This window comes from Candidatus Arsenophonus triatominarum (genome assembly GCF_001640365.1).
GTDB classification, from domain to species: Bacteria; Pseudomonadota; Gammaproteobacteria; order Enterobacterales; family Enterobacteriaceae; genus Arsenophonus; species Arsenophonus triatominarum.
In genome coordinates, this window is sequence record NZ_LWMI01000010.1 from 341,742 (window position 1) to 368,110 (window position 26,369).

21 protein-coding genes, 24 pseudogenes and 1 riboswitch are annotated in these 26,369 nt (G+C 37.0%); of the genes and pseudogenes, 21 read left to right on the top strand and 24 right to left on the bottom strand.

Annotated features, from left to right (window positions below; all coding sequences use genetic code 11):
- Window positions 1-132: 132 nt before the first annotated feature.
- The 5 genes and pseudogenes from AYJ55_RS28635 to AYJ55_RS10190 form a co-directional block, all read left to right on the top strand.
- Window positions 133-390, top strand: a pseudogene (locus tag AYJ55_RS28635) (threonine/homoserine exporter RhtA); the annotation flags it as partial.
- A 195-nt stretch (window positions 391-585) separates the two neighbouring features.
- Window positions 586-1,199: pseudogene (locus tag AYJ55_RS10175) on the top strand (EamA family transporter); the annotation flags it as partial.
- Window positions 1,200-1,435: 236 nt separating this feature from the next.
- Complete coding sequence (gene dps, locus AYJ55_RS10180; protein WP_063656065.1) at window positions 1,436-1,960, top strand: DNA starvation/stationary phase protection protein Dps; 525 nt, start codon at window positions 1,436-1,438, stop codon at window positions 1,958-1,960.
- Window positions 1,961-2,436: 476 nt separating this feature from the next.
- On the top strand, window positions 2,437-2,703 hold the full coding sequence (locus AYJ55_RS25690) for a KilA-N domain-containing protein (RefSeq protein ID WP_162505469.1): 267 nt from the start codon (window positions 2,437-2,439) through the stop codon (window positions 2,701-2,703).
- On the top strand, window positions 2,696-2,881 hold the full coding sequence (locus AYJ55_RS10190; protein WP_063656079.1) for a hypothetical protein: 186 nt from the start codon (window positions 2,696-2,698) through the stop codon (window positions 2,879-2,881). The genes AYJ55_RS25690 and AYJ55_RS10190 overlap by 8 nt, the downstream gene beginning before the upstream one ends.
- 85 nt (window positions 2,882-2,966) lie before the next feature.
- On the opposite strand, the pseudogene AYJ55_RS10195 reads toward AYJ55_RS10190, so the two are convergent.
- Window positions 2,967-3,333, bottom strand: a pseudogene (locus AYJ55_RS10195) (integrase core domain-containing protein); the annotation flags it as partial.
- 317 nt (window positions 3,334-3,650) lie between these two features.
- Between AYJ55_RS10195 and AYJ55_RS10200 the strand changes: the two are divergent.
- The gene (locus AYJ55_RS10200; protein WP_063656139.1) at window positions 3,651-4,550 is read left to right on the top strand and encodes a transposase family protein; all 900 of its coding nucleotides are present in this window, start codon (window positions 3,651-3,653) and stop codon (window positions 4,548-4,550) included.
- 32 nt (window positions 4,551-4,582) lie between these two features.
- Here AYJ55_RS10200 and AYJ55_RS10205 read toward each other — a convergent pair.
- From AYJ55_RS10205 to AYJ55_RS25695, 5 genes and pseudogenes are all read right to left on the bottom strand, one after another.
- Window positions 4,583-5,059 (bottom strand): annotated as a pseudogene (locus AYJ55_RS10205) (transposase family protein); the annotation flags it as partial.
- A 9-nt stretch (window positions 5,060-5,068) separates the two neighbouring features.
- Window positions 5,069-5,968, bottom strand: a pseudogene (locus AYJ55_RS10210) (IS3 family transposase); the annotation flags it as partial.
- A gap of 120 nt (window positions 5,969-6,088) precedes the next feature.
- Window positions 6,089-6,295 (bottom strand): hypothetical protein, encoded by a 207-nt coding sequence (locus tag AYJ55_RS35860; RefSeq protein WP_187153220.1) that lies wholly within the window; start codon window positions 6,293-6,295, stop codon window positions 6,089-6,091.
- Window positions 6,250-6,414 (bottom strand): transposase, encoded by a 165-nt coding sequence (locus tag AYJ55_RS30670; RefSeq protein WP_187153221.1) that lies wholly within the window; start codon window positions 6,412-6,414, stop codon window positions 6,250-6,252. The genes AYJ55_RS35860 and AYJ55_RS30670 overlap by 46 nt, the downstream gene beginning before the upstream one ends.
- A 72-nt stretch (window positions 6,415-6,486) precedes the next feature.
- Window positions 6,487-6,625: pseudogene (locus AYJ55_RS25695) on the bottom strand (helix-turn-helix domain-containing protein); the annotation flags it as partial.
- Between the two features lie 807 nt (window positions 6,626-7,432).
- Between AYJ55_RS25695 and AYJ55_RS10220 the strand changes: the two are divergent.
- The 8 genes and pseudogenes from AYJ55_RS10220 to AYJ55_RS10250 form a co-directional block, all read left to right on the top strand.
- Window positions 7,433-7,696 (top strand): hypothetical protein, encoded by a 264-nt coding sequence (locus AYJ55_RS10220; protein WP_063656167.1) that lies wholly within the window; start codon window positions 7,433-7,435, stop codon window positions 7,694-7,696.
- A 450-nt stretch (window positions 7,697-8,146) separates the two neighbouring features.
- The gene (locus tag AYJ55_RS25700; protein WP_162505448.1) at window positions 8,147-8,254 is read left to right on the top strand and encodes a DUF4224 domain-containing protein; all 108 of its coding nucleotides are present in this window, start codon (window positions 8,147-8,149) and stop codon (window positions 8,252-8,254) included.
- Window positions 8,255-8,574: 320 nt separating this feature from the next.
- Window positions 8,575-8,853, top strand: a pseudogene (locus AYJ55_RS10225) (helix-turn-helix domain-containing protein); the annotation flags it as partial.
- A 72-nt stretch (window positions 8,854-8,925) separates the two neighbouring features.
- Window positions 8,926-9,794 (top strand): annotated as a pseudogene (locus tag AYJ55_RS10235) (IS3 family transposase); the annotation flags it as partial.
- Between the two features lie 192 nt (window positions 9,795-9,986).
- Window positions 9,987-10,283 (top strand): annotated as a pseudogene (locus AYJ55_RS25705) (integrase core domain-containing protein); the annotation flags it as partial.
- Window positions 10,284-10,291: 8 nt separating this feature from the next.
- Window positions 10,292-10,725, top strand: a pseudogene (locus AYJ55_RS28645) (transposase family protein); the annotation flags it as partial.
- 92 nt (window positions 10,726-10,817) lie between these two features.
- Window positions 10,818-11,717, top strand: coding sequence for a transposase family protein (locus tag AYJ55_RS10245; protein ID WP_063656176.1), 900 nt, complete (start codon window positions 10,818-10,820; stop codon window positions 11,715-11,717).
- A gap of 48 nt (window positions 11,718-11,765) precedes the next feature.
- A pseudogene (locus AYJ55_RS10250) lies at window positions 11,766-12,221 on the top strand (integrase core domain-containing protein); the annotation flags it as partial.
- Between the two features lie 47 nt (window positions 12,222-12,268).
- On the opposite strand, the pseudogene AYJ55_RS10255 reads toward AYJ55_RS10250, so the two are convergent.
- The 4 genes and pseudogenes from AYJ55_RS10255 to AYJ55_RS10265 all read right to left on the bottom strand — a co-directional run.
- Window positions 12,269-12,501, bottom strand: a pseudogene (locus tag AYJ55_RS10255) (helix-turn-helix domain-containing protein); the annotation flags it as partial.
- 89 nt (window positions 12,502-12,590) lie between these two features.
- Window positions 12,591-12,929 (bottom strand): annotated as a pseudogene (locus tag AYJ55_RS35865) (IS701 family transposase); the annotation flags it as partial.
- A gap of 194 nt (window positions 12,930-13,123) precedes the next feature.
- On the bottom strand, window positions 13,124-13,657 hold the full coding sequence (locus tag AYJ55_RS10260; RefSeq protein WP_162505291.1) for an IS630 family transposase: 534 nt from the start codon (window positions 13,655-13,657) through the stop codon (window positions 13,124-13,126).
- Window positions 13,581-13,946 carry an IS630 transposase-related protein gene (locus tag AYJ55_RS10265; protein WP_063653415.1) on the bottom strand — a complete coding sequence of 122 codons (366 nt, stop codon included), beginning with the start codon at window positions 13,944-13,946 and terminating at the stop codon, window positions 13,581-13,583. Before AYJ55_RS10265 ends, AYJ55_RS10260 begins: the two co-directional genes overlap by 77 nt.
- 40 nt (window positions 13,947-13,986) lie before the next feature.
- On the opposite strand from AYJ55_RS10265, the gene AYJ55_RS28650 reads away from it, so the two are divergent.
- Window positions 13,987-14,265 carry a tyrosine-type recombinase/integrase gene (locus tag AYJ55_RS28650; RefSeq protein WP_281181127.1) on the top strand — a complete coding sequence of 93 codons (279 nt, stop codon included), beginning with the start codon at window positions 13,987-13,989 and terminating at the stop codon, window positions 14,263-14,265.
- Between the two features lie 127 nt (window positions 14,266-14,392).
- On the opposite strand, the gene AYJ55_RS10275 is transcribed toward AYJ55_RS28650, so the two are convergent.
- On the bottom strand, window positions 14,393-14,644 hold the full coding sequence (locus AYJ55_RS10275; protein ID WP_063656180.1) for a GlsB/YeaQ/YmgE family stress response membrane protein: 252 nt from the start codon (window positions 14,642-14,644) through the stop codon (window positions 14,393-14,395).
- Window positions 14,645-14,945: 301 nt separating this feature from the next.
- On the opposite strand from AYJ55_RS10275, the pseudogene AYJ55_RS10280 reads away from it, so the two are divergent.
- Window positions 14,946-15,984: pseudogene (locus AYJ55_RS10280) on the top strand (IS481 family transposase).
- A gap of 54 nt (window positions 15,985-16,038) precedes the next feature.
- On the opposite strand, the gene AYJ55_RS25710 reads toward AYJ55_RS10280, so the two are convergent.
- Window positions 16,039-16,215, bottom strand: a complete 177-nt coding sequence (locus AYJ55_RS25710) for a tRNA-dihydrouridine synthase (RefSeq protein WP_162505450.1) — start codon at window positions 16,213-16,215, stop codon at window positions 16,039-16,041.
- Between the two features lie 205 nt (window positions 16,216-16,420).
- A pseudogene (locus AYJ55_RS33000) lies at window positions 16,421-16,663 on the bottom strand (tRNA-dihydrouridine synthase); the annotation flags it as partial.
- A gap of 174 nt (window positions 16,664-16,837) precedes the next feature.
- Here AYJ55_RS33000 and AYJ55_RS10290 point away from each other — a divergent pair.
- Window positions 16,838-17,165, top strand: a pseudogene (locus tag AYJ55_RS10290) (IS701 family transposase); the annotation flags it as partial.
- 178 nt (window positions 17,166-17,343) lie between these two features.
- On the opposite strand, the pseudogene AYJ55_RS35870 reads toward AYJ55_RS10290, so the two are convergent.
- The 4 genes and pseudogenes from AYJ55_RS35870 to AYJ55_RS10305 all read right to left on the bottom strand — a co-directional run.
- A pseudogene (locus AYJ55_RS35870) lies at window positions 17,344-17,481 on the bottom strand (transposase); the annotation flags it as partial.
- Between the two features lie 12 nt (window positions 17,482-17,493).
- Window positions 17,494-18,027, bottom strand: a complete 534-nt coding sequence (locus AYJ55_RS10295) for an IS630 family transposase (protein ID WP_162505291.1) — start codon at window positions 18,025-18,027, stop codon at window positions 17,494-17,496.
- Window positions 17,951-18,316, bottom strand: coding sequence for an IS630 transposase-related protein (locus AYJ55_RS10300; protein ID WP_063653415.1), 366 nt, complete (start codon window positions 18,314-18,316; stop codon window positions 17,951-17,953). The genes AYJ55_RS10295 and AYJ55_RS10300 overlap by 77 nt, the downstream gene beginning before the upstream one ends.
- A gap of 36 nt (window positions 18,317-18,352) precedes the next feature.
- A pseudogene (locus AYJ55_RS10305) lies at window positions 18,353-18,883 on the bottom strand (IS982 family transposase); the annotation flags it as partial.
- Between the two features lie 115 nt (window positions 18,884-18,998).
- On the opposite strand from AYJ55_RS10305, the pseudogene AYJ55_RS35875 reads away from it, so the two are divergent.
- Together AYJ55_RS35875 and AYJ55_RS28655 are read left to right on the top strand one after the other, a co-directional pair.
- A pseudogene (locus AYJ55_RS35875) lies at window positions 18,999-19,417 on the top strand (transposase); the annotation flags it as partial.
- Between the two features lie 20 nt (window positions 19,418-19,437).
- A pseudogene (locus AYJ55_RS28655) lies at window positions 19,438-20,301 on the top strand (ABC transporter permease); the annotation flags it as partial.
- A gap of 62 nt (window positions 20,302-20,363) precedes the next feature.
- Here AYJ55_RS28655 and AYJ55_RS10320 read toward each other — a convergent pair.
- The 6 genes and pseudogenes from AYJ55_RS10320 to AYJ55_RS25730 all read right to left on the bottom strand — a co-directional run.
- Entirely contained in the window at window positions 20,364-21,074 is a 711-nt protein-coding gene (locus tag AYJ55_RS10320; RefSeq protein ID WP_063656188.1) for a Bax inhibitor-1/YccA family protein, read from the bottom strand.
- Window positions 21,075-21,262: 188 nt separating this feature from the next.
- Window positions 21,263-21,721 carry a molybdopterin synthase catalytic subunit MoaE gene (gene moaE / locus AYJ55_RS10325; protein WP_063656189.1) on the bottom strand — a complete coding sequence of 153 codons (459 nt, stop codon included), beginning with the start codon at window positions 21,719-21,721 and terminating at the stop codon, window positions 21,263-21,265.
- Entirely contained in the window at window positions 21,722-21,967 is a 246-nt protein-coding gene (gene moaD / locus AYJ55_RS10330; RefSeq protein ID WP_063656190.1) for a molybdopterin synthase sulfur carrier subunit, read from the bottom strand.
- Entirely contained in the window at window positions 21,964-22,443 is a 480-nt protein-coding gene (moaC, locus tag AYJ55_RS10335; protein ID WP_063656191.1) for a cyclic pyranopterin monophosphate synthase MoaC, read from the bottom strand. Before moaC ends, moaD begins: the two co-directional genes overlap by 4 nt.
- Window positions 22,444-22,475: 32 nt before the next feature.
- A complete protein-coding gene (moaA, locus tag AYJ55_RS10340) occupies window positions 22,476-23,456 on the bottom strand; it encodes a GTP 3',8-cyclase MoaA (RefSeq protein WP_063656296.1) in 981 nt (326 codons plus the stop codon).
- Window positions 23,446-23,595: riboswitch (molybdenum cofactor riboswitch) on the bottom strand. (Overlaps the previous gene by 11 nt.)
- A gap of 158 nt (window positions 23,596-23,753) precedes the next feature.
- Window positions 23,754-24,007, bottom strand: a pseudogene (locus AYJ55_RS25730) (transposase); the annotation flags it as partial.
- A gap of 263 nt (window positions 24,008-24,270) precedes the next feature.
- On the opposite strand from AYJ55_RS25730, the pseudogene AYJ55_RS35880 reads away from it, so the two are divergent.
- A pseudogene (locus AYJ55_RS35880) lies at window positions 24,271-24,845 on the top strand (transposase); the annotation flags it as partial.
- Between the two features lie 30 nt (window positions 24,846-24,875).
- Here the strand turns inward: AYJ55_RS35880 and AYJ55_RS25735 are convergent.
- Window positions 24,876-25,079 (bottom strand): annotated as a pseudogene (locus AYJ55_RS25735) (transposase); the annotation flags it as partial.
- 56 nt (window positions 25,080-25,135) lie between these two features.
- On the opposite strand from AYJ55_RS25735, the pseudogene AYJ55_RS10350 reads away from it, so the two are divergent.
- A pseudogene (locus AYJ55_RS10350) lies at window positions 25,136-26,341 on the top strand (IS256 family transposase).
- The last annotated feature ends 28 nt before the right edge of the window (window positions 26,342-26,369 follow it).

Below are 26,369 nucleotides of genomic sequence, written 5' to 3' on the forward strand. Positions count from 1 at the left end.
TGAAAAGAATATTTGTTTAATTATCTTTTATGTAATAATTACACAATATAATTAAGCAAATCTTGCTATTACTGAGTTATTATTTAGTTTCCTAACATTTATTTTGTTCTCTGTTTTTGAGGTTACCTCCAGATGTCATTTGTCTTAAATCAAAAGCGTAAAACGCTGTTGCCCGTATTGTTGTTGCTATGTGCAATGATATCAATACAAAGTGGAGCTTCATTAGTAAAAAGTCTATTTCCAACTATCGGTGCACTTGGCGTAACAGCTTTAAGACTATTTTTGGCAACGATTATTCTTTTTATAATTTTTAAGCTTTGGCAAAAAAAGTTACGCGGCCATTCATTAAAACATTTACTTATTTATGGTATATCCTTAGACTCAATGAATTCGCTAAGCCTGTTGCTCAATAGCAAAATTAATTATGACTTACAAAAAAACCAGCCGATGATGATAAAATCATCAATTTTTGCATTAAAAATAACCTATGTAAGATTAAAAAATAAACTATTTTTGCATTTTTTAGATGTATCTAACTTGTTTTTATTTTAAGCAACTTTATTTCACTATTGAGCAACATGCTTGCTGTTTTATCTATCGCTAGAAAGGATCCCATGGCATTAGAGTTCACCGGCCCTTTAGCCGTAGCAATGTTCTTATCTCGCCGCGCGATTGACTTTGTTTGGATATTAATGGTTATTGTTGGATTAGCCTTTCTACTACCTTTTGGAAATAATATTAATAGTTTAGATCCGGTTGGTATTATTTATGCCTTAGCTGCCGGTATTTGCTGGGGAATGTATATCATCTTTGGTCAGCGGGCTGGGGCGGGTTATGGTACAGCAACAGTGGCTTTAGGTTCGTTTATCTCGACATTGATTTTTTTCCGGTCAGTCTTCTTACCGTTGGCATTGAACCGCTATTTGATCTGTCAATTCTACCAATTGCACTTGCGGTGGCTATTTTGTCAACTGCCTTCCCTTACACGCTTGAAATGTTTGCCCTAACATGTATGCCGGCGAAAAAATTTGGTACCTTACATGAGTTTGGAACCGGCAATGGGGGCCTTTATGGGCATGATATTTCTTAATGAACACTTAACATTAACCCAGTGGTTCGCTCTATTTTGTATCATTGGCGCATCAATTGGTTCAACATCTACCATGAAAACAAAAAACGAAATTGTCGAAATCAATTAAGTCGTTTTTCACGCCCAAACAGTGTGAATTCAAGCCTAAATTGACACTGTAACTTGTTGCTAATTTCCCTTGCATTACTATTTTTTATCACCATATTTATAATTGTAAGTTATAAAATAACGCTTAATCAATATTACCTATCAATTTTAGGATCAAATGATAAGACTATTGATTAATAATAAGTTATTGTTTAGATAAAGTATTAATACATTATTTGATATAACGGGAGCGTAATAATGAGCACAGCTAAATTAGTTAAAGTACCGAAAATTAATTTACTTTATACCCGTAATGATATTAGTGATAGTACTAAAAAACACGCTATTTCTGTTTTAAACCCGCTAGTTGCACAACTTATTAATCTGTCATTGATGACAAAACAAGCACATTGGAATCTGCGCGGTAGGAACTTTATTGCTGTTCATGAATTATTAGATGAATTTAATTCCTCTATTTTAGAACATCAAGATGAATTAGCGGAACGCGTGGTACAAATGGGTGGTACAGCTATGGGCACAATAGAGAGTGTTTATGGCCATACACCATTAAAAGCATACCCAACCAATATTCACGATGTACAAGATCATTTGAAAGCCTTGGCCGATCGTGCTGCGGTGGTTGCCAATAATGTTCGTAAAGCAATTGATGAAGTTGGTGAAGTGGATGCTGAAGATATTCTCACTGGTGCTTCTCGTGATCTGGATAAATATCTCTGGTTTATCGAAGCCAATATTGAAAATAACCGTTGTATCTCTCGATAACTATATAAAAACAAAATGTCGTCATTTAGCCACACTCCTGTGTGGCTTTTTTATGTTTATTTATCCACTTAATATCAATCAATTTTTTTACTATAATTCACGAATTTCGCACAGGCATATAAAATTCCAGAAATGGCTTAAAAGCAATGGTTAATTTGCAAGTTACTAAAACGTATAAATTTGTTTAAATTACAATAAGTTGCTTTTAATTTATAAGATTTTGTCTATTTATATATTATGCTGAATTAAACTTAAAAATAGAGCGTTTTTTATTGGTGCGAAACTCATGTTTAGTAGAGAAAAATAGCTTCTTTTTTAACCTGCTATCACTAAGAATTTTCATGCTTTTTTATCTTATTGATTTTAAAATATTTTTTTGATAAATCGGCTATTTTTATTTTCTCGCAACTATCGCTTATCCCGAACTCAGGTTGGAATTAGAGGCTAACTTATTGAAAAATAACCACACTGCAAATATGCAGCCTGCTCATAAAGTAGTCAATATTGTTAATGGTGGCTCATCACCAGGCACGTTTGCTCATGAGCTTTTAGCCATTGAGTATGCAGGATGGATTGCTCCAAAGTTCAGATTGATGGTTAACCAAACCTTCCTTGATTACAAAACAGGAAGATTAGCTCCTATCATCCCAATAACAGACTGGTTAGATAATCCCGCACAATTACGAAAAATGCTGATTAGCTATACCGAGCAAGTAGAAAAAATAAGTAGTGAGCGTGAATGAAGCAATTAGGACAAAATCACAAATCAGTCGCACTCGTGAAGCTTCTGCAATGGGTAAACTCAGTGTTGCTACACGTAAAAATAGGGAACTCACGGAACGATTAGGAGAAAGTGTTAAACATGCCACCATCACAGCAGTAAAGAATGCTACAGGGAAAGAATACAAATTTAATTTGTAGTAGCTGAGACTTGATCTGACAATTACCGGTTATTTATACAGTACCTGTCAGGTTAAATTTGATTTAAATCTTTCTCTCTCCAAAGTTATTTTCCATCGTGTAAAGTTGCCATAGGCGTTCGACCGCAACACATTTTTCCTTGATGAGTGCGTTGGTTATTATATTCCGCTAACCATTTATCTAAATCAGCTTGTAATTCATCTAAAGCCCTATAGATTTTCTTACGAAAAGCCACCTGATAGAACTCTTGTAATACAGTTTTATGAAAGCGTTCACAAATCCCATTAATTTGAGGTGAACGAGCTTTAGTTTTTGTATGATCAATATCATTGATAGCGAGATAAAGTTGATAATCGTGATGTTCAACTTTACCACAATACTCACTGCCTCTGTCCGTCAGTATATATACGTAACACCGGTAACCCATGCTGGGAATAAAAAGGGAGAACCTTAAGCCTGTTGCTCAATAGCAAAATTAATTATGACTTACAAAAAAACCAGCCGATGATGATAAAATCATCAATTTTTGCATTAAAAATAACCTATGCAAGATTAAAAAATAAACTATTTTTGTATTTTTTAGATGTATCTAACTTGTTTTTATTTTAAGCAACTTTATTTCACTATTGAGCAACATGCTTCTTGTCATTTAATAAATCTGCCGCCGTTATCGCGCTTTTTATTAAAATAGTTGCTGAATAGAGACTTGCATTTTTTGTCACGCTATAGACAATAAAAAGAGGTTTAACTTAGAAAATAACGGTTTGAAATGATCAACAAAGAGCGGTTGTTACGAGATAATCGTTTATGTAAAGCAATCATTGGATTATCAGTCGAAGAATTGAAAAATTTAGCCGCTGAATTTTCAGCTTGTTATTTGATTTATCGGAAAAAGAATCGAAAAGATCACGAGCGGCAGATGGGTGCAGGGCAGAAAGGATTTATCCCAACCCCATTAGATAAACTGCTTTTTATTTTATTGTATTTAAAATGTTATCCGACCTATGATTTGCAAGGACTTCTTTTTGGTTTAGATAGAACACGGGTATGTCGCTGGGTAAAAATATTATTGCCGGTTTTAGAGATGACCTTGGGGCGAGAATGTGTTTTGCCCGCTCGTCAAATTCGCTCTGCTGAGGAATTTTTTCGCGCCTTTCCTGGAGTTAAAGACGTCTTTATTGATGGGACAGAGCGACCTGTCCAAAAGCCTAAGAATCTGCGTCGGCGAAAAAAAATGTATTCGGGAAAGAAAAGACAGACCACTCGAAAAGGGCTTATTATGACTGACGAAACGAGGAAAATTGGATTTATCCCCGTGATCAAAAATGGGCGCCGTCACGATAAACGCTTACTCGATAAAGTCGATATAATTCGCCATATTCCCCCTGAGGTAACCATCTGGGCCGATACCGGTTTTCAAGGTATAGATAAACAGCATCCTAATACACAAATCCCAAAAAAAGGAACTCGAAAAAGACCTTTATCGCCTGAACAAAAACAAGAAAATAAAATAATCTCGGGCATCCGTATTACGGTTGAACACGCCATCGCGGGTATCAAGCGCCTCGGTTGTATGACCCAAATTTTACGGAATCGTAGACCCTTTATTGATGATACCTTTTTACTCCTTAGTGCCGGTCTTTGGAATTTCCATCTCAGAACAGCCTAAAATTTACTTCAATCACCGAATACCCTTATTTCACTATTAAGCAACACGCTTATTGTGTAAAGCTTACAATGAACGACTTTACTGTAAGTATCAATGTAAGTTTGTTGATAAACACGAGCAACGCCTTTTAAATGACCGACATAAAAAGTATCTTGTGAACCCAGATAACCTGGATGCGCTGTTTCAATCTCACCACAGGCTTCATCATCTTGCGCTTTCTTTTCTAGAGCACTGATTTGTGATTCTGACAGGATAATTCCTTCTGTTGCGATTTTATCTTCAAGCGCTTTTAGGCGTTTTGTAAAATTTTCGAGATTATGGCGCAGCCAAATAGAGCGAACACCACCCCCCGAAATAAAAATGCCTTTTTTTCTTAGTTCATTACTACTGCGGTGTTGACCGTGTGCAGGGTATTCAATCGCATACTCAACTACAGCGCTTTCAATCTGTTCATCTACTCTATTTTTTACGTTAGGCACCCGTCGATTTTGATTAATTAAAGCGTCTATCTGTAGTGGTCAACTAAAATTGGCCACCCTACCTGACTGTTCACGGAACAGTCGCTCTGATTCGTTTGGCGTTAATCCACCGTTATACCAGTGAGGTCTTATATCGCTATAGTAGTGGGTTATGTAGCGAATAATGGCTGACTGAGCAGTACTAAAGCTTTGGTAGCCAGTCGTTGGCACCCATTCGGTCTTCAGACTACGGAAGAATCGTTCCATCGGACTATTATCCCAACAATTCCCTCTGCGACTGATACTTTGGGTCATCTGATAACGCCACAATGCCTGCCTATACTGACGACTGGTATAATGACTTCCCTGATCACTATGGAACATCACCTGTTTGGGATGCCCACGTAGTTCCCAAGCCATTTGTAGTGCTTTGGCTGTTAATTCTGAGTCTGGTGCAAATGACATTGCCCAGCCCACCGGTTTTCGGGCAAACAAATCCAATACCACAGCCAGATAGGCCCATCGTGAGCCTGTCCAAATATAGGTTACATCGCCGCACCAAACCTGGTCAGGCTTTGTAACAGCGAACTGCCTATTGAGCAGATTTGGAATATCAATACGTTCATTTCCACCGCGGTTGTATCTATGTTTTCGCTCTTGGCAACTGACGATGATTAATTCTTTCATCAACTTACCCGCTAACCACCGCCCAAGTTTCACGTTGTGTGTATTGGTAACCATCGTGGCGATAGTCCTTGCGCCAGCAGAGCCGCCACTAACGTTCCACGCTTCGCTGACTAGGCTACGTTTTATCGTCCGCTCAATATCTGGCTCCTTAGGCCGACACCAATAGCGATAACTGCTTCGGTGAACATTAAAAATACGACACAAAGTTTTCACCGGATAAAGCACTCTTAGCTTTTCAACTACCGAAAATTTTTCAGTGAGTCGGACATTAAGCATGTTGCTCAATAGTGAAATAAAGTTGCTTAAAATAAAAACAAGTTAGATACATCTAAAAAATACAAAAATAGTTTATTTTTTTAATCTTGAATAGGTTATTTTTAATGCAAAAATTGATTATTTTATCATCAGTGGCTGGTTTTTTTGTAAGTCATAATTAATTTTGCTATTGAGCAACAGGCTTATTAAGAGCGCAGTAGCCTTTTTTAAGATGTCATTCTCCATTTCCAGCCGGTGGATTTTTTTCTTCATTTCTCTGAACTCAATTTGTTCAGGTGTTAATGGCAGACCAGGCGATGTTTTCCCTTGACGTTCTTTACCCACCGGCTAATCGCTGAAAGACTGACGTTCATGCCTTTCGCGGCTTCCTGGTAGGTGTAATTTTGGTCAAGGACTAATTTGGCGGTTTCACATTTAAATTCAGCAGTAATTATTTTACTCATTTCGGCACCTATAAAAATTATGAGGTAAGCATATCACCTCAACTTAGGTGGCCAAATTTAGTATGCCACTACAATCCCACCATCGTTAACAAGTTCCTGGTAGCGATAAAACGTATCTCGGGATACCCCCATAATCTTACAGGCTTTTGAGACGTTATTAAGCTCTTCAGCGGACTTTATGTTTGATGATAGGATTATTTGTTTGATACATAGAATTACCTTTTATTTAATTATCTAATGATGTTAATTAAAACCGGTAACGCTCTTTTTTAAATCAGAATTGTCAGATTAAGTTAAGACTAATACATTTAATTTGCCCCACTTCGTCAATGGTGTCGTGAGAACAAGGTGGAAGCTAAAGAAATACCGGATATCCGTTATGGTCAGGTAAAGTCATGGCCTGCTGAATCATGGCTACAGGTATACGGTATCAATCTGAAATCGTTATTTGCTAATAGCCAAAGTATTCACTAGAAATTGACAGCTATTTGGTATTTCCGCATCACTAAAAAAAAGACCAGCGCAAGGCTGGCCAACACCAGGGAAAATGTTGCTGTTAACTAACACACAACGCCAACAATGCTACCATAAATAATTCATAAATGATCACTTTTTTATCAACATTTGCATTCATTTAATCAATAAAGCTAAGAATTTTACACTACTATTTTATCAATAACCGGATAAATATTATGAATAACGTCCATAAATACCGAAAAACGTTACATCACGCGAGTTTCGTATTCGTACCAATAAAAAAACGCTCTATTTTTAAGTTTAATTCAGCATAATATATAAATAGACAAAATCTTATAAATTAAAAGCAACTTATTGTAATTTAAACAAATTTATATGTTTTAGTAATTTGCAAATTAACCATTGCTTTTAAGCCATTTCTGGAATTTTATATGCCTGTGCGAAACTCGTGATCATATAAAAGCAGGGATGCAGGTTATTTATCATGGTGAGATGATGAAAATAATTTATTGGTATAGATAATTAACTTCAAGGTCTTAAAGTGAAAGAAGAACATTCGTATGATTTATTGTATTTTGTGAAAAACGAGTTTAAATTTGAATCTAATAATATCGACAAGGTTAGAAAGGAACATGGTAAATTCGGTAGAGTCTGCTTCATATCTACTCAAAAAAGAGATAAGAAAGAATTATTAGAATACTGTGCAGAGACATATTTGTATAATCACAGCGATAATTCTATAAAAACGATATATTTGATTGCTTTTGACCTACATGACATTTGCATAGGGTCAGGCTTTGTTTGATTGCAGCGTAGAAATACCAGAACCCAAAATAACCGTTCATTTAAGAGAATTTATAAAATGATACCCATGGGAGTACTATAACAGAGCATCAAACGGCGCACCGCAATACTCATACTTTCCCATACTAAATCATATCTATCACCTGACAAAGAACGAATATAACCATTCGTACTTAGGCTATATGTTTTTGTGGGGCAATGAACCGCCTGAGAATAGTGTGAGTTTTTCAATGAGGACATAAACGTGAATAATAATTCTATAAGCCTGTTGCCAAATAGTGAACTCACGCTGCTTTAAACAAAAACGACTCACATACACTTCAAAAACACGAGAGTGGTTTGTTTTTTAATCTAAAATGGATTATTTTCAATTTAAAATGTGATTATTTTATAGTCAACTTTTAATTTTTTGATAAATTCTAATTAATGCCCTTATTTAGCAACAGGCTTTATGTTTATTACAGATGAACAAATGAAAGAGTTAACAGGCTATCAGAAACCATCCAAACAATGTAAAGTTTTAGAAGAAGCGGGAATCTTTTTCATTAAAGTGTATTAGTCTTAACTTAATCTGACAACTCTGATTTAAAAAAGAGCCACGAGTTTCGCACAGGCATATAAAATTCCAGAAATGGCTTAAAAGCAATGGCTAATTTGCAAGTTACTAAAACGTATAAATTTGTTTAAATTACAATAAGTTGCTTTTAATTTATAAGATTTTGTCTATTTATATATTATGCTGAATTAAACTTAAAAATAGAGCGTTTTTTTATTGGTGCGAAACTCGTGAGAGCGTTACCGGTTTTAATTAACTATATTAGTCTTAACTTAATCTGACAATTCTGATTTAAATTAGATAATTAAATAAAAGGTAATTCTATGTATCAAACAAATAATCCTATCATCAAACATAAAGTCGGGTTACTTAACCTCGCTGAAGAGCTTAATAACGTCTCAAAAGCCTGTAAGATTATGGGGGTATCCCGAGATACGTTTTATCGCTACCAGGAACTTGTTAACGATGGTGGGATAGACGCTTTAATTAATCAAAATCGACGGGTGCCTAACGTAAAAAATAGAGTAGATGAACAGATTGAAAGCGCTGTAGTTGAGTATGCGATTGAATACCCTGCACACGGACAACACCGCAGTAGTAATGTAGTGGCATACTAAATTTGGCCACCTAAGTTGAGGTGATATGCTTACCTCATAATTTTTATAGGTGCCGAAATGAGTAAAATAATTACTGCTGAATTTAAATGTGAAACCGCCAAATTAGTCCTTGACCAAAATTACACCTACCAGGAAGCCGCGAAAGGCATGAACGTCAGTCTTTCAGCGATTAGCCGGTGGGTAAGAGCCCTTCGTTTAGAACGTCAAGGGAAAACATCGCCTGGTCTGCCATTAACACCTGAACAAATTGAGTTCAGAGAAATGAAGAAAAAAATCCACCGGCTGGAAATGGAGAATGACATCTTAAAAAAGGCTACTGCGCTCTTAATGTCCGACTCACTGAAAAATTTTCGGTAGTTGAAAAGCTAAGAGTGCTTTATCCGGTGAAAACTTTGTGTCGTATTTTTAATGTTCACCGAAGCAGTTATCGCTATTGGTGTCGGCCTAAGGAGCCAGATATTGAGCGGACGATAAAACGTAGCCTAGTCAGCGAAGCGTGGAAGGTTAGTGGCGGCTCTGCTGGCGCAAGGACTATCGCCACGATGGTTACCAATACACACAACGTGAAACTTGGGCGGTGGTTAGCGGGTAAGTTGATGAAAGAATTAATCATCGTCAGTTGCCAAGAGCGAAAACATAAATACAACCGCGGTGGAAATGAACGTATTGATATTCCAAATCTGCTCAATAGGCAGTTCGCTGTTACAAAGCCTGACCAGGTTTGGTGCGGCGAAGTAACCTATATTTGGACAGGCTCACGATGGGCCTATCTGGCTGTGGTATTGGATTTGTTTGCCCGAAAACCGGTGGGCTGGGCAATGTCATTTGCACCAGACTCAGAATTAACCGCCAAAGCACTACAAATGGCTTGGGAACTACGTGGGCATCCCAAACAGGTGATGTTCCATAGTGATCAGGGAAGTCATTAAGCATGTTGCTCAATAGTGAAATAAAGTTGCTTAAAATAAAAACAAGTTAGATACATCTAAAAAATACAAAAATAGTTTATTTTTTAATCTTATATGGGTTATTTTTAATGCAAAAATTGATTATTTTATCATCATTGGCTGGTTTTTTTGTAAGTCATAATTAATTTTGCTATTGAGCAACAGGCTTATTATACCAGTCGTCAGTATAGGCAGGCATTGTGGCGTTATCAGATGACCCAAAGTATCAGTCGCAGAGGGAATTGTTGGGATAATAGTCCGATGGAACGATTCTTCCGTAGTCTGAAGACCGAATGGGTGCCAACGACTGGCTACCAAAGCTTTAGTACTGCTCAGTAAGCCATTATTCGCTACATAACCGACTACTATAGCGATATAAGACCTCACTGGTATAACGGTGGATTAACGCCAAACGAATCAGAGCGACTGTTCCGTGAACAGTCAGGTAGGGTGGCCAATTTTAGTTGACCACTACAATAGACGCTTTAATTAATCAAAATCGACGGGTGCCTAACGTAAAAAATAGAGTAGATGAACAGATTGAAAGCGCTGTAGTTGAGTATGCGATTGAATACCCTGCACACGGTCAACACCGCAGTAGTAATGAACTAAGAAAAAAAGGCATTTTTATTTCGGGGGTGGCGTTCGCTCTATTTGGCTGCGCCATAATCTTGATAATTTTACAAAACACCTAAAAGCGCTTGAAGATAAAATCGCAACAGAAGGAATTATCCTGTCAGAATCACAAATCAGTGCTCTAGAAAAGAAAGCGCAAGATGATGAAGCCTGTGGTGAGATTGAAACAGCGCATCCAGGTTATCTGGGTTCACAAGATACTTTTTATGTCGGTCATTTAAAAGGCGTTGGTCGTGTTTATCAACAAACTTACATTGATACTTACAGTAAAGTCGTTCATTAAAATAGTTGCTGAATAGAGACTTGCATTTTTTGTCACGCTATAGACAATAAAAAGAGGTTTAACTTAGAAAATAACGGTTTGAAATGATCAACAAAGAGCGGTTGTTACGAGATAATCGTTTATGTAAAGCAATCATTGGATTATCAGTCGAAGAATTGAAAAATTTAGCCGCTGAATTTTCAGCTTGTTATTTGATTTATCGGAAAAAGAATCGAAAAGATCACGAGCGGCAGATGGGTGCAGGGCAGAAAGGATTTATCCCAACCCCATTAGATAAACTGCTTTTTATTTTATTGTATTTAAAATGTTATCCGACCTATGATTTGCAAGGACTTCTTTTTGGTTTAGATAGAACACGGGTATGTCGCTGGGTAAAAATATTATTGCCGGTTTTAGAGATGACCTTGGGGCGAGAATGTGTTTTGCCCGCTCGTCAAATTCGCTCTGCTGAGGAATTTTTTCGCGTCTTTCCTGGAGTTAAAGACGTCTTTATTGATGGGACAGAGCGACCTGTCCAAAAGCCTAAGAATCTGCGTCGGCGAAAAAAAATGTATTCGGGAAAGAAAAGACAGACCACACGAAAAGGGCTTATTATGACTGACGAAACGAGGAAAATTGGATTTATCCCCATGATCAAAAATGGGCGCCGTCACGATAAACGCTTACTCGATAAAGTCGATATAATTCGCCATATTCCCCCTGAGGTAACCATCTGGGCCGATACCGGTTTTCAAGGTATAGATAAACAGCATCCTAATACACAAATCCCAAAAAAAGGAACTCGAAAAAGACCTTTATCGCCTGAACAAAAACAAGAAAATAAAATAATCTCGGGCATCCGTATTACGGTTGAACACGCCATCGCGGGTATCAAGCGCCTCGGTTGTATGACCCAAATTTTACGGAATCGTAGACCCTTTATTGATGATACCTTTTTACTCCTTAGTGCCGGTCTTTGGAATTTCCATCTCAGAACAGCCTAAAATTTACTTCAATCACCGAAATACCCTTATTTCACTATTAAGCAACACGCTTATTGTAAGCTTTACACAACAAAAAGCGCGATAACGGCGGCAGATTTATTAAATGACAAGGTTCTCCCTTTTTATTCCCAGCATGGGTTACCAGTGTTACGTATACTGACGGACAGAGACAGTGAGTATTGTGGTAAAGTTGAACATCACGATTATCAACTTTATCTCGCTATCAATGATATTGATCATACAAAAACTAAAGCTCGTTCACCTCAAACTAATGGGATTTGTGAACGCTTTCATAAAACTGTATTACAAGAGTTCTATCAGGTGGCTTTTCGTAAGAAAATCTATAGGGCTTTAGATGAATTACAAGCTGACTTAGATAAATGGTTAGCGGAATATAATAACCAACGCACTCATCAAGGAAAAATGTGTTGCGGTCGAACGCCTATGGCAACTTTACACGATGGAAAACAACTTTGGAGAGAGAAAGATTTAAATCAAATTTAACCTGACAGGTACTGTATAAATAACCGGTAACTGTTAGATTAAGTCTGAGCCACTACAACTACAGCGCTTTCAATCTGTTCGTCTACTCTATTTTTTACGTTAGGCACCCGTCGATTTTGATTAATTAAAGCGTCTATCCCACCATCGTTAACAAGTTCCTGGTAGCGATAAAACGTATCTCGGGATACCCCCATAATCTTACAGGCTTTTGAGACGTTATAAGCTCTTCAGCGAGGTTAAGTAACCCGACTTTATGTTTGATTTGTTTGATACATAGAATTACCTTTTATTTAATTATCTAATGATGTTAATTAAAACCGATAACGCTCTTTTTTAAATCAGAATTGTCAGATTAAGTTAAGACTAATACAGATTATGCCAAAGTAAATTAACTAAAACTATGCCAGCAATAACATCATGTTCATTACCTGAATATTGATAATGGACCATCTCTATTTTTTTACTACGTGTTTTGGCAATCAATGTACCATCGGCAATTAGTACGCAAGGGCTTTTTTTGTCTATAGAAGGTTGAACTAATCGCTATAGGTCTTTAGGTCGAAAACATCTACTTTTTAGCCATCGGCTAACAGTGTCATGAGATAAAGGCGATGAGCTTATTTCTGATAACGCCAAACCAGAGTATCTTACACTGCTTACTTGTAAGAATGTTTTATAGATATTTTTAATGCATGGATAACCGGACAAAATATGAACACCCTAATTTTTTCTTGTTTTTAAATTTATACTTCTTTTTTGGAGATTGCGAAACTCGTGTATGATAATAAACTTTGGGTTGTTCAGCAAAAGACAGAAAATAAAATAGCTATCCCATTAAATATAGAAATTGAGAATATGAAATTAAATGATGTTTTAAATATAGCTAGGCGACTTAATTTTGATTACAGCATATGTATTAAAAACAGGTCATCGATAGTGCATCCTGTTTCCATCTTTTTACGTTTAGCTTGAGACCATTTATGTTCTATAGGATTTAAATCTGGTGAATACACAGGCAAATATTCTATCTGGTGTCCTGCGTTTATAATTGCCTGTTCAATATTCTTACCTTTGTGAAAGCTAGCGTTGTCCATAAAAATAACAGAATTTTCAGGAAGTTCTGGGAGCAATATTTTTGTGATCCAAACATAAAAAACATCACGATTAATATTGCAATCAAATAATCCGATAGCAAAAAGGGTTGTTCCCAATAAAGCGCCAATAACATTTGTTCTTCCCTTAGCACCCCAGTTTTTCAGGCCAAAACAACGGTGACCTTTTGGGGAATAGCCGTGAGTTCGTGGAGTGTCATGTGAAAAACCACTTTCATCAATAAAAACAACAGATTTATCTTTTTTTTCATACTGTTGTCTTTTTTGCTGATGTGCCAGCCTGTCGCTTTCGTTGGTTTTTGGATGGAATAGAGTTTTTTTTATAGGTTAATCCCAGCTTTTTAAGGGATTGCCAAATAGTCTTTTTACAAACACCGAATCGCTCTGCCCGTTCCTTTTGGTAAGCATCTGGATACTGTTCCACATCTTTTGCTAAAGCATTTTTATCGAGCTTCCTCTTACGTGGCGTTGAATTTTTTGGCTCTGGTCGTTTAAGCCAACGTACTAAAGACGCTTTTCCAATACGGAATTGTTTCGCAGTTTCTCGAATTGTTAAACCTTCGGCTTTCCTTACAGATATTACTTTACGTCGAAAATCAATTGTATAACTCATAACACACCTTGTAATCAAAATTAAGTCGCCTAGCTATAATATAAATAAAAATTCTCAATTTGTTATTTCAATAAACGGAAAACAACTTACTACTACAAAAATTTCAGTACAATTTGCAAAAACAAGAGACAAAACAAATTTGTCGTGGGAGGGAACTGCTCCCTCTTTTCATGAAATCCGTAGTTTATCAGCCAGATTATATACTACAAAAATGAGCAGTGAATTAGCTCAAAATTTGCTCGGTCATAAATCAGCGGATATGACAGCAAAATATCAAGATGAAAAAAGTAAAGGATGGAATGAAATAAGTTTATCGTGAGTGAATAGTGAGTTATAGTGATAATTGTTTTGTATCTATTTGATAAATAATCATAAAATAAAAACATAACTGCCAGTTTGCAGTTATGTTTTTATATGAGAAATGCTTATTATCTTTAGATAGTGGGCTATGGGCGACCGATCATTCCGGCGATAAAAAGGACAACGATAGCACCAATTACGGCAACAATAAAACTGCTTAAATTAAAGTCATCCACTTTGCCTTTACCAAAGAAGGTACTGATATAACCGCCGACAACTGCGCCGACAATACCGAGGATAATGGTCATGATAATCCCCATATTGTAAGCACCTGGCATGACCCACTTAGCAATAATACCAGCGATCAAACCAAAAATAACCCAGGACAAAATCCCCATACACACCCTCCGAAATATCCAACATATCAAATAAGTTAAAAAACTAACTTGCTAACATTTCAAATATATGAACACTTTTTAGTAAAGAACCTAACCGCCAGAAATGCAAATAGATAAGCTATTTTTTATCAAAAATTTGTGATAATCATTTTATATTAGTCAATTAGGCGCCTTATAATATGTTGTATTTTATACTGTTTTTTAGTTCATTAGTCTTAACTTAATCTGACAATTCTGATTTAAAAAAGAGCGTTACCGGTTTTAATTAACATCATTAGATAATTAAATAAAAGGTAATTCTATGTATCAAACAAATAATGCTATCATCAAACATAAAGTCGGGTTACTTAACCTTACTGAAGAGCTTCATAACGTATCAAAAGCCTGTAAGATTATGGGTGTATCCCGAGATACTTTCTATTGCTATCAAGAACTTGTTAACGATGGTGGGATCGATGCCTTAATTAATCAAAATCGACGGGTACCTAACGTAAAAAATAGAGTAGATGAACAGATTGAAAGCGCTGTAGTTGAGTATGCGATTGAATACCCTGCACACGGACAACACCGCGGTAGTAATGAACTAAGAAAAAAAGGAATTTTTGTTTCGGGAAGTGGTGTTCGTTCTATTTGGCTACGTCATCATCTTGAAAATTTAAAAAAACGTCTAAAGGCGCTAGAAGATAAAATAGCGACAGAAGGGATTATCCTGTCAGAATCACAAATCAGCGCACTCGAAAAAAAAGTACAGGATATGAGGCCAATGGTGAGATCGAAACAGCACATCAGGGTTATTTGGGGTCACAGGACACTTTTTATGTCGGTCATTTAAAAGGCGTTGGTCGTGTTTATCAACAGACTTACATTGATACTTACAGTAAAGTCGTTCATTGTAAGCTTTACACAACGAAAAGCGGGATAACGGTGGCAGATTTATTAAATGACAAGGTTCTGCCTTTTACACCCAGCATGGATTACCGATTTTACGTATACTGACGGACAGAGGCAGTGAGTATTGCGGTAAAGTTGAGCATCACGACTATCAACTTTATCTCGCTATCAACGATATTGATCATACAAAAACTAAAGCTCGTTCACCTCAAACCAATGGGATTTGTGAACGCTTTCATAAAACTGTATTACAAGAGTTCTATCAGGTGGCTTTTCGCAAGAAAATCTTCGGTAATTTAGCCGAATTACAAGCTGATTTAGACAAATGGTTAGACGAATACAATAACCAACGCACTTATCAAGGAAAAATGTGTTGCGGTCGAACTCCTATGGCAACTTTATATGAGGGAAAACAACTTTGGCGAGAAAAAGATTTAAATCAAATTTAACCTGACAGATACTGTATAAATAACCGGTAAAACTGTTAGATCAAGTCTGAGCTACTACATCGCATAGGCAATTTCAAATGCCAGACAACGATCATCCCAACCTAACCTGACTTTTACTGAAGTAGGTAAATTCGTAGGTACTGCTTCCCTGATCGCCTTAGCAGCCTGATATATCCGCTCAGGATCCTTTAGTAACCTGAGTTCGGGATAAGGATCATAATTTTTTATCACATATTCAAATAGTTAACTAAAAATAATTACATAAAACAGTATTAATTTTGTTTTTTTCATGATTTTAGTAGAGAAGAATAGCTTCTTTTTTAACCTGCTATCACTAAGAATTTTCCTGCTTTTTTTATCTTTTTGATTTTAAAATATTTTTTGATAAATCGGCTATTTTTATTTTCTCGCAACTATCGCTTATCCCGAACTCAGGTTTTAGTAGTGTCTCCCCACCGCCATGGCCATTAACTGTCGGAGACGGGCAGCCACTATTGAAATCCATCCCCCAAGAGCCTAACTCTACTGCTCGTGCCGCATTTTCAGCTAACCATTGCAGATGCTGACCCAGTAATTGAATACGCACTAATGTACCTGATACAGTTTTACTTGCTTGATATAATTCAGGGCAAATTCGATAAAATGTTTTGGTTGGCAATAAACTACACGAGTTTCGCACAGGTATATAAAATTCCAGAAATGGCTTAAAAGCAATGGTTAATTTGCAAGTTACTAAAACGTATAAATTTGTTTAAATTACAATAACTTGCTTTTAATTTATAAGGTTTTGTCTATTTATATATTATGCTGAATTAAACTTAAAAATAGAGCGTTTTTATTGATGCGAAACTCGTGCAAAGACTTATGGCGATTAGTTCAACCTTCTATAGACAAAAAAAGCCCTTGCGTACTAATTGCCGATGATACATTGATTGCCAAAACACGTAGTAAAAAAATAGAGATGGTCCATTATCAATATTCAGGTAATGAACATGATGTTATTGCTGGCATAGGTTTAGTTAATTTACTTTGGCATAATCTAACAACTGTTGAATCAATTCCTATTGATTATCGTATTTATGATAAAGATTCTGATGGAAAAACAAAAAACACGCACTTTTCCGAAATGCTCGCTCTTGCTAAAAGAAGCGGTAGTGATGGATGCCTGGTATTCTAGCCTGCACGAGTTTAGCATCAATAAAAACGCTCTATTTTTAAGTTTAATTCAGCATAATATATAAATAGACAAAACCTTATAAGTTAAAAGCAAGTTATTGTAATTTAAACAAATTTATACGTTTTAGTAACTTGCAAATTAACCATTGCTTTTAAGCCATTTCTGGAATTTTATATACCTGTGCGAAACTCGTGCTTGATATTCGTTATAAAGTTAATTCCCATTGTTTTCAGTTGCTGTTTCAGTGAAGCCGATAAATACCCTTTATCCGCATACAAACAACCAGAAAGATCTTTTATCAGCTCAGGTATAGCTAGGCGACTTAATTTTGATTACAGCATATGTATTAAAAACAGGTCATCGATAGTGCATCCTGTTTCCATCTTTTTACGTTTAGCTTGAGACCATTTATGTTCTATAGGATTTAAATCTGGTGAATACACAGGCAAATATTCTATCTGGTGTCCTGCGTTTATAATTGCCTGTTCAATATTCTTACCTTTGTGAAAGCTAGCGTTGTCCATAAAAATAACAGAATTTTCAGGAAGTTCTGGGAGCAATATTTTTGTGATCCAAACATAAAAAACATCACGGTTAATATTGCAATCAAATAATCCGATAGCAAAAAGGGTTGTTCCCAATAAAGCGCCAATAACATTTGTTCTTCCCTTAGCACCCCAGTTTTTCAGGCCAAAACAACGGTGACCTTTTGGGGAATAGCCGTGAGTTCGTGGAGTGTCATGTGAAAAACCACTTTCATCAATAAAAACAACAGATTTATCTTTTTTTTCATACTGTTGTCTTTTTTGCTGATGTGCCAGCCTGTCGCTTTCGTTGGTTTTTGGATGGAATAGAGTTTTTTTTATAGGTTAATCCCAGCTTTTTAAGGGATTGCCAAATAGTCTTTTTACAAACACCGAATCGCTCTGCCCGTTCCTTTTGGTAAGCATCTGGATACTGTTCCACATCTTTTGCTAAAGCATTTTTATCGAGCTTCCTCTTACGTGGCGTTGAATTTTTTGGCTCTGGTCGTTTAAGCCAACGTACTAAAGACGCTTTTCCAATACGGAATTGTTTCGCAGTTTCTCGAATTGTTAAACCTTCGGCTTTCCTTACAGATATTACTTTACGTCGAAAATCAATTGTATAACTCATAACACACCTTGTAATCAAAATTAAGTCGCCTAGCTATAATGGTTTCCGATCATCTGTGTTTCCTGGTGTAAACCGAAAACTGAGTATTTCCCCCAAATGATTGATAATTACATGAAGTTTAAAACCAAAGAACCAACCTGTTGAGGTTTTTCCTCGTTCAGCTATCCCATAGAAGACTTTATGCCGGCGGATCCGTAAGTTATCACACACAGCTATCGGAGTAGAATCGGCAACCGACAGACCCGTGCACTTTCCCTTAATTGACACAAACAGTGCCGTTAAAGCTAAGGCACTGCGCGGAAGTAACTCTACGCAGCGTGAATATGATGGCAAGTTAGGAAATTCCTTCCTGAGATATAAACGGACATAATAGAGATAAAATACCTTGAATTGGCTGAATCGGAGTTGATGAAACAAAACAACCAGTGTCATCATTTCAGCCAATGGAAGCTGAGTAGACCGTCTACGACGCTTACTACCGTTATTCAGCAAAATTTCATGCATTTTTGGCTCGAAGTCTTTACAAAAATCATCCATCAGGCAATAAAGTTCAGTAAGATTTTCCATAATTGTTTAACAATGCTCTACTCTTTAACCAGATTGTTAGAGTATTTTAACGAAATATGCGCATTCAACTATTTGAATAGCAAGACTTTCACTTTATTTCTTATCCCGAACTCAGGTTAACCATAACAAACAACTGAACAAGTTAGACATCTCAGAAGAAGGAACTCCAATACACTTACGAGGCTACGGTTGGGCGACTGTTTTCAAATTTACAGCCAAAAACGGCCGTATTGATTACTTAGTAACAAACAAAGACAATCCCACCCGTCAATACGTCAAATCTATCATGGATGCCCGTTGGTCTGTTGAAGTTTATCATCGAGAAGTTAATAAACAAAATTGTGGTATTAAACGCTGTCAGGCTCGCACACGAGCCGAGCGCAAAGAAATCATATTTTTCTCGCTATTTCTGCGTGGTTTGAACAACATAAACGTCGTATATCTGAAAAAATAACCCTTTATCAACAAAATTGGCATGTAATCAAAAATGCTATTACTGAGCACATCCGTGTTTTATTAGCGTACCCAAATTAGTTTTGTGCGAAACTCGTGCAATAGCTATATTTAATGCGGATAAAGGCCAAGATTCGATTGAATTGACACAACGATTGGTAAAATCGACGACTTTCTCTAAAGTCTTACTACTCAATAATAATCAACAAGTTGCTGAAACAATCAATAATCGTAAAGCACTTTTAGTGGTACATTTTCCGCAAAATTTTAGTGCTCAGCTGGCACAAGGAAAATCGACGCCGGTTCAACTAATACTTGATGGTAGAAACTCTAATAGTGCCCAAATCGCCGCTAACACAGTTAGCCATGTTATTAAAATTATCAACAACAATTAACAAACCAGCAGATAGCGCATAATAATAGCGAATTAATCATTCATCATTGGTATAACCCTAATCTTGATTACAAATGGTTTATTGTCCCATCCCTGGTAGCATTAATTACTACCATTGGTGTATTAGTCGTCACTTCATTGTTAATTGCCCGTGAACAAGGAACACTCGATCAGTTACTGGTTTCACCTCTGACTCCCTGACAGATCTTTATTGGTAAAGCAGTGCCAGCATTACTTATTGCCACCTTTCAGGCAACATTGGTGCTGATTATTGGGATTTTCTGTTACAAAATTTCATTTTCCGGTTCATTGTTTATACTACGATGACGATTTATGGTTTGTCATTAGTGCGTTTTGGTTTATTGATCTCCGCTATATGCTCAACTCAGCAACAAGCTTTTATTGGTGTATTTGTCTTTATGATGCCGTCAGTATTGCTATCAGATTATGTTTCACCAATAGAAAATATGCCGATTTGGCCGGACTATGGCACAACTTGTGGCCATTGCTAATTATTTCATTATGTACCACAAGCCTGGCTTATTGGTTATTTCGCCGAAAATTTGCCTAAATGGTAAAATAAAAAATCCCGCTAACATTATCAGCAGGATTTTTTTAAAAAAACAGATTAAATTAACGGCGATCGCCTAAAATACGTAACATCATTAAGAACAAGTTAATAAAATCTAAATAGAGTGTCAATGCACCAAGAATAGCATATTTACGCATACCTTCTTGATCACTGCTATCAATTTGGCTGCCCATGTCTTTCAGTTTCTGTGTATCATAAGCCGTCAAACCTGCAAAAATTAATACACCGGCGTAGGTGATAACCAACGTTAAGCCAGAACTTTGCAGCCAAATATTGACCAATGAAGCAATAATTAGCCCGATTAGTGCCATAAATAAGAAACTACCCATACCACTTAAGCTACGTTTGGTTGTATAACCATAAAAACTAAGTGCCCCAAACATAGCAGCAGTGATAAAGAAGGTGCTGGCAACCGAAGCACCAGTGTAGGCAACTAATACTAGAGAAATGGTTAAGCCTGTCAGCGCCGAGTAGAGCATAAACATGGCCGTTGCCAGCGCGCCACTCAATTTGGGCAACAGAAATGATAATCCTATGACTAATGCAAATTCAGCAACAATGAGGCCTATCAATACCCAACTATGCGTCGCCAGATACATAATAATATTACTATTATTAATCCCATACCAAGCAACAAACGCAGTTAATAACAAACCTACCGCCATCCAGCCGTATACTTGCGCCATATAGGTTTGAATACCTGCGCCAGCGCGCTGGACGATCGAATCATTTTGATGTTCAAATCGATCCATTATGATTACCCTCATCACTTGAGTTAAAAAGATAAAGCTATTTAGTAAACTAAATAACTCAGTAAACTTAAGTTAAGTCTATCATAATTTCTGGCTAAAACCATGGTTTGATATGCGCAAATAAGAGAAGGTTTTACATTACTTTTACTTTATTTAGCTAAATTTCAATAAATTCAATAAAAATTGTGTTACCAACGCTGAAATGCGGCTTGATCACTCGGTCTGGCCTCAACCCAACGACTGTTTTGCCCTTGCGCTAAATGCTCTTTTTTCCAAAATGGCACTTTTGTTTTCATATAATCCATAATAAATTCTGCGGCTAAAAAAGCAGTGTTACGATGGACGCTAGTAACTCCAACAAACACGATTTCCTCACCCGGCTGTAAAGTACCAATCCGATGAATAATACAGATACGTTGCAATTGCCAACGACCACGCGCTTCATTGGCAATATCCTGTAACGCTTTCTCTGTCATGACAGGATAATGTTCAAGAGTGAGGGCGTTAATACTATCACCCAAGTTGTGACTACGCACTTTACCTGTGAAAGTAACCACCGCACCATCATCATGACATCGTGCTAACCATTCATATTGTTCACCGACATTAAAATTCGCTTGTTGAATAAGCAATCGTGTATCTGTCATTTATCCTCCCGTTACCGGTGGAAAAAATGCGATTTCATCGCCGGCAGTTAATGGATGATCTGACTGTACAAAGGTATGATTGACCGCAAAAAGCAGTTTTTTGTGTTCTAGTGTTAATGCCCAGCGCTCACCGCGTTGGCTTAATGCATCACGTAATTCTTCTACCGTAGAATAGCGATTTTCTAACTCTAACCTATCAGTGCCTGTCAATTCACGGACTTGGGCAAAAAAAAGCACTTTAATCATGGTGTTACCTTAAAATCAACGGATTTACCACCCGTTTTTTCCAATAATCTAACCGCACTAATCACCATATCTTTCTGCATCGCTTTACACATATCATAAATGGTTAATGCGGCAATTGATGCAGCGGTCAACGCTTCCATTTCAACGCCAGTTTTACCGGATAACCGACAATATGACTCAATTCGAATGTAATTATTGCTTATTTGTGCTTCCAGTAAAACTTCCACTTTACTGAGTAATAGCGGATGGCAAAGCGGGATCAGATCCCACGTCTTTTTGGCGGCCTGAATACCAGCAATCCGCGCAGTAGCAAAAACATCACCTTTATGATGACTACCATTGATAATCATATTAAGAGTCTTAGCATTCATTGTTATAAATGCTTCAGCCCGCGCTTCACGTATGGTTTCCGCTTTAGCAGCCACATCCACCATATGCGCCTCACCCGCTGAGTTGATATGTGTTAATTGAGACATTTTAAGCTCCTTAAGATCGCTAAAAATCGCATTTATCCCCCAATAATTGAAAGATTTGACGTGATACCACTATCTCCTTGATGAAGAAAATGGCTTTCACGTTTTAACTGTAATTCTGCCTGAATACGTGTTTTTAATGCCTCAGATTGGGATGCATCAACCAATAGATCGCGTAAAATAATACTGCGCTCGCCAAACAGACAGAGATGAAGATGACCGATAGGAGAGACCCGTAAGCGATTACAACTTTGACAAAAATTCTTCTCATAAGGCATGATTAAACCAATTTCACCACAGTAATCAGGGTGCTTAAAAACCTGGGCCGGTCCATCAGAACGACAGCGTGGTACTTGCTGCCAATTTTGCTCTAATAAGCGCCGCCGGATCTTTTCGCCTGAGACATGGTGACGACGAAATATTTTACCACTCTCGCCAGTTTTCATTAATTCAATAAATCGTAGTTGTATTGACCGCAATTTGATCCAGTTTATAAAACTCGCTAAATTACTGTCATTGATGTTTTTCATCAACACAACATTGACTTTTATTTTGTCATAACCTGCCTCTAAAGCAGCATCAATCCCTGCCATGACTTGAAAAAATTTATCTTGCCCGGTAATGGCTAAAAACTGCCGCGGATCAAAACTATCAACACTCACATTAATGTCCGTTAAACCTGCATTTTTCCACTGGCTAACATTTTTGGCCAGCCGATAACCATTAGTAGTTACGGCAATTTTTTTGATCGCATGGTTTTGCTTGATGGTAGCAATAATGTCAATAAAATCACGACGCATGGTGGGTTCGCCGCCGGTTAAGCGAATTTTTTCGGTACCAAGCTCAGCGAAAGCTTTAGTCAGAAAAGCAATTTCCTGCAACGATAAAAAGGCTTGATCACCATTCGATTTATATCCATTTGGTAGACAATATGTGCAGCGAAAATTACATACATCCGTTATGGATAGTCTTAAGTAGTAGAATTTACGGGCAAAAGTATCAATAAGTTGAGTCATAATAACGCCTTTCCAAATATGGGAGATGCAGTCATTTCTACCTTGCACCCTGGTGGCTGATAAATGCCACGGCCTTAATACCCTATTTAAATGTTAAGTTCACAAACTTAGGTAAAAAGGCTAGGAGTTGATAACACCACATACAATAATAGCGTAATGTGATGGTTGCTATAAATCTTATTGCTAAATATTTAAAAAAGCGATTAAGCACTCAAATCTATAGGTTGCAATTCAACAAGTTAATCAATTAGCTGAAAATAATGTAATATAACCTGAGTTCGGGATAAGCATTATCAATTATGCTTGAAGATATGTTCCTGCCACCGGCATCTTTGGTTTAGATGGAATTAAACAATATGCAACCCGCCCTGCTAATAAATTCACTACAAAGTTAGCACGTGAGCGGTGCCGCGTATGCTCTCTATCTGACAAAGATTTTTTAACTCATCAAATACCGTTTCAATGACAGAATGATGGCGCGAGATGGCTTTGTCGAAACAAGTCTGTTCAACAGGCTTCATTTTCTTCTTGATATTCGTTATAAGGTTCACGAGTTTCGCAAGCTCCGAAAAAGAAGTATAAAGTTCAAAACCACGAGTTTCGCACAGGCATATAAAATTCCAGAAATGGCTTAAAAGCAATGGTTAATTTGCAAGTTACTAAAATGTATAAATTTATTTAAATTACAATAAGTTGCTTTTAATTTATAAGATTTTGTCTATTTATATATTATGCTGAATCAAACTTAAAAATAGAGCGTTTTTTTATTGGTGCGAAACTCGTGAAAACAAGAAAAAATTAGGATGTTTATATTTTGTCAGTTTATCCATGCATTAAATATATCTACAAAACATTCTTACAAGTAAGCAGTGTGAGATACTCTGGTTTGGCGTTATCAGAAGTAAGCCCATCACCTTTGTCTCATGACACTATTAGTCGATGGCTAAAAAGCAGGTGTTTTCGACCTAAAGACCTGTGGAGATTAGTTGAAACATCTATAGACAGACAAAAAAAACTTGTGTACTAATAGCTGACGATACACTAATTGCCAAAACACGTAGTAAAAAAATAGAGATGGTTCATTATCAGTATTCAGGTAACGAACATGATGTTATTGCTGGCATAGGTTTAGTTAATTTACTTTGGCATAATCTAACAACTGTTGAATCAATTCTTATTGATTATCGTATTTATGATAAAGATTCCGATGGAAAAACAAAAAATACGCATTTTTCCGAAATGCTCGCACTTGCTAAAAAAAGAGGGATCAAGCCTGAAGCGGTAGCGATGGATGCTTGGTATTCTAGCCTGGATAATCTGAAATCAATTCGATCTCATGGTTGGGTTTGGGTAACTACGTTGAGAAAAAATCGGATTGTTAACCGTAATATAACCTGAGTTCGGAATAAGCATTATCAATTATGCTTGAAGATATGTTCCTGCCACCGGTATCTTTGGTTTAGATGGAATTAAACAATATGCAACCCGCCCGGCTAATAAATTCACTACAAAGTTAGCAGGAGAGCGGTGCCGCGTATGCGCTATCTGACAAAGATTTTTTAACTCATCAAATACCGTTTCAATGACAGAACGATGACGCAAGATGGCTTTGTCGAAACAAGTCGGTAGTGTTCAAAAATCTGTGTCATATCTTAAACTCAAAAAAAGAGGTATGACATATGAGAAATCAATCATTTAATTTTGATGAAGCGTTGAAGCAATTACAATCAGGTAAAAATTTACTCGGTACGGATGGAATACTCACACCACTCATAAAACAGCTGACCGAAGCTGCCCTGCAGGCAGAAATAGAACACTACCTATCGACAACGTCAATCGATACGCGTAAAAATGGCTATACTCGAAAAACGGTTAAATCGACATCAGGTCAATTTGAACTGAAAACGCCCAGAGACAGGTCAGGTGCTTTTGAGCCTCAGCTCATTAAGAAAAATCAGACAAAATTATCAGAGGATATTGATAACAAAATCCTATCGTTATTTGCATTAGGCATGAGTTATCGCGATATTCAAAAACATGTTGCAGAATTATATGGACTGGAAATATCAGATGGAGCTATTACGCATATTACTGACAAATTACTCCCTGAATTAAAAGCCTGGCAACAACGCCCTCTGGAGGCGCTCTATCCTTTTGTCTGGCTCGATGCCATTCATTACAAGATAAAACATGATGGTCACTATATCAATAAGGCAATCTACACAGTACTTGGACTAACCACCGATGGGCATAAGGAATTGTTAGGACTCTATATGTCTGAAACAGAAGGAGCACATCATTGGCTGAGCGTTCTGACTGACTTACATAACCGTGGTATACAAGATATTTTAATCGCTTGTGTTGACGGATTAAAAGGGTTTCCAGAAGCGATAGCCAGTATTTTCCCGCAGACAGAAGTTCAGCTATGCGTAGTTCATCAAATTCGCAATAGCTTACGTTATATTGCCAGTTAAAGACCAAAAAGCCTTTATGGCTGATTTAAAGCCGGTTTATCGTGCAGATACTAAAGCGGCTGCTGAGCTTGCCCTTGATGAACTGGAAACGAAATGGGGTGAAAAATACCCGATAGTGCTAGAATCCTGGCGAAGTAAATGGGAGTTGCTCAGTGCTTATTTTCGATACCCTAAAGCCATTAGAAAACCCATTTATACGACCAATGCAGTAGAGGCGGTTCATCGGCAGTTTAGGAAATTAACTAAAACCAAAGGGGCTTTCCTAATGAAAACAGCTTATTAAAATTACTTTATATTGGCATCAATCAGGTATCCAACAAATGGACTATGCCGATTAGTAACTGGGCGTTAACCATTGCTCAATTGTCCATCTATTTTAAAGGGCGCCTAGATGGTATAATCAAAATATAAAATCCCCTGACACAGAATTATGAACACC

Bases quoted from the DNA above. Each gene is read 5' to 3' on its own strand.
- dps (WP_063656065.1), top strand. From the start codon at position 1,436: ATGAGCACAGCTAAATTAGTTAAAGTACCGAAAATTAATTTACTTTAT.
- AYJ55_RS25690 (WP_162505469.1), top strand. From the start codon at position 2,437: ATGCAGCCTGCTCATAAAGTAGTCAATATTGTTAATGGTGGCTCATCA.
- AYJ55_RS10200 (WP_063656139.1), top strand. From the start codon at position 3,651: ATGATCAACAAAGAGCGGTTGTTACGAGATAATCGTTTATGTAAAGCA.
- AYJ55_RS30670 (WP_187153221.1), bottom strand. From the start codon at position 6,414: ATGAGTAAAATAATTACTGCTGAATTTAAATGTGAAACCGCCAAATTA.
- AYJ55_RS25700 (WP_162505448.1), top strand. From the start codon at position 8,147: ATGTTTATTACAGATGAACAAATGAAAGAGTTAACAGGCTATCAGAAA.
- AYJ55_RS10245 (WP_063656176.1), top strand. From the start codon at position 10,818: ATGATCAACAAAGAGCGGTTGTTACGAGATAATCGTTTATGTAAAGCA.
- AYJ55_RS10265 (WP_063653415.1), bottom strand. From the start codon at position 13,946: ATGAGTTATACAATTGATTTTCGACGTAAAGTAATATCTGTAAGGAAA.
- AYJ55_RS10275 (WP_063656180.1), bottom strand. From the start codon at position 14,644: ATGGGGATTTTGTCCTGGGTTATTTTTGGTTTGATCGCTGGTATTATT.
- AYJ55_RS10300 (WP_063653415.1), bottom strand. From the start codon at position 18,316: ATGAGTTATACAATTGATTTTCGACGTAAAGTAATATCTGTAAGGAAA.
- AYJ55_RS10320 (WP_063656188.1), bottom strand. From the start codon at position 21,074: ATGGATCGATTTGAACATCAAAATGATTCGATCGTCCAGCGCGCTGGC.
- moaE (WP_063656189.1), bottom strand. From the start codon at position 21,721: ATGACAGATACACGATTGCTTATTCAACAAGCGAATTTTAATGTCGGT.
- moaD (WP_063656190.1), bottom strand. From the start codon at position 21,967: ATGATTAAAGTGCTTTTTTTTGCCCAAGTCCGTGAATTGACAGGCACT.
- moaC (WP_063656191.1), bottom strand. From the start codon at position 22,443: ATGTCTCAATTAACACATATCAACTCAGCGGGTGAGGCGCATATGGTG.
- moaA (WP_063656296.1), bottom strand. From the start codon at position 23,456: ATGACTCAACTTATTGATACTTTTGCCCGTAAATTCTACTACTTAAGA.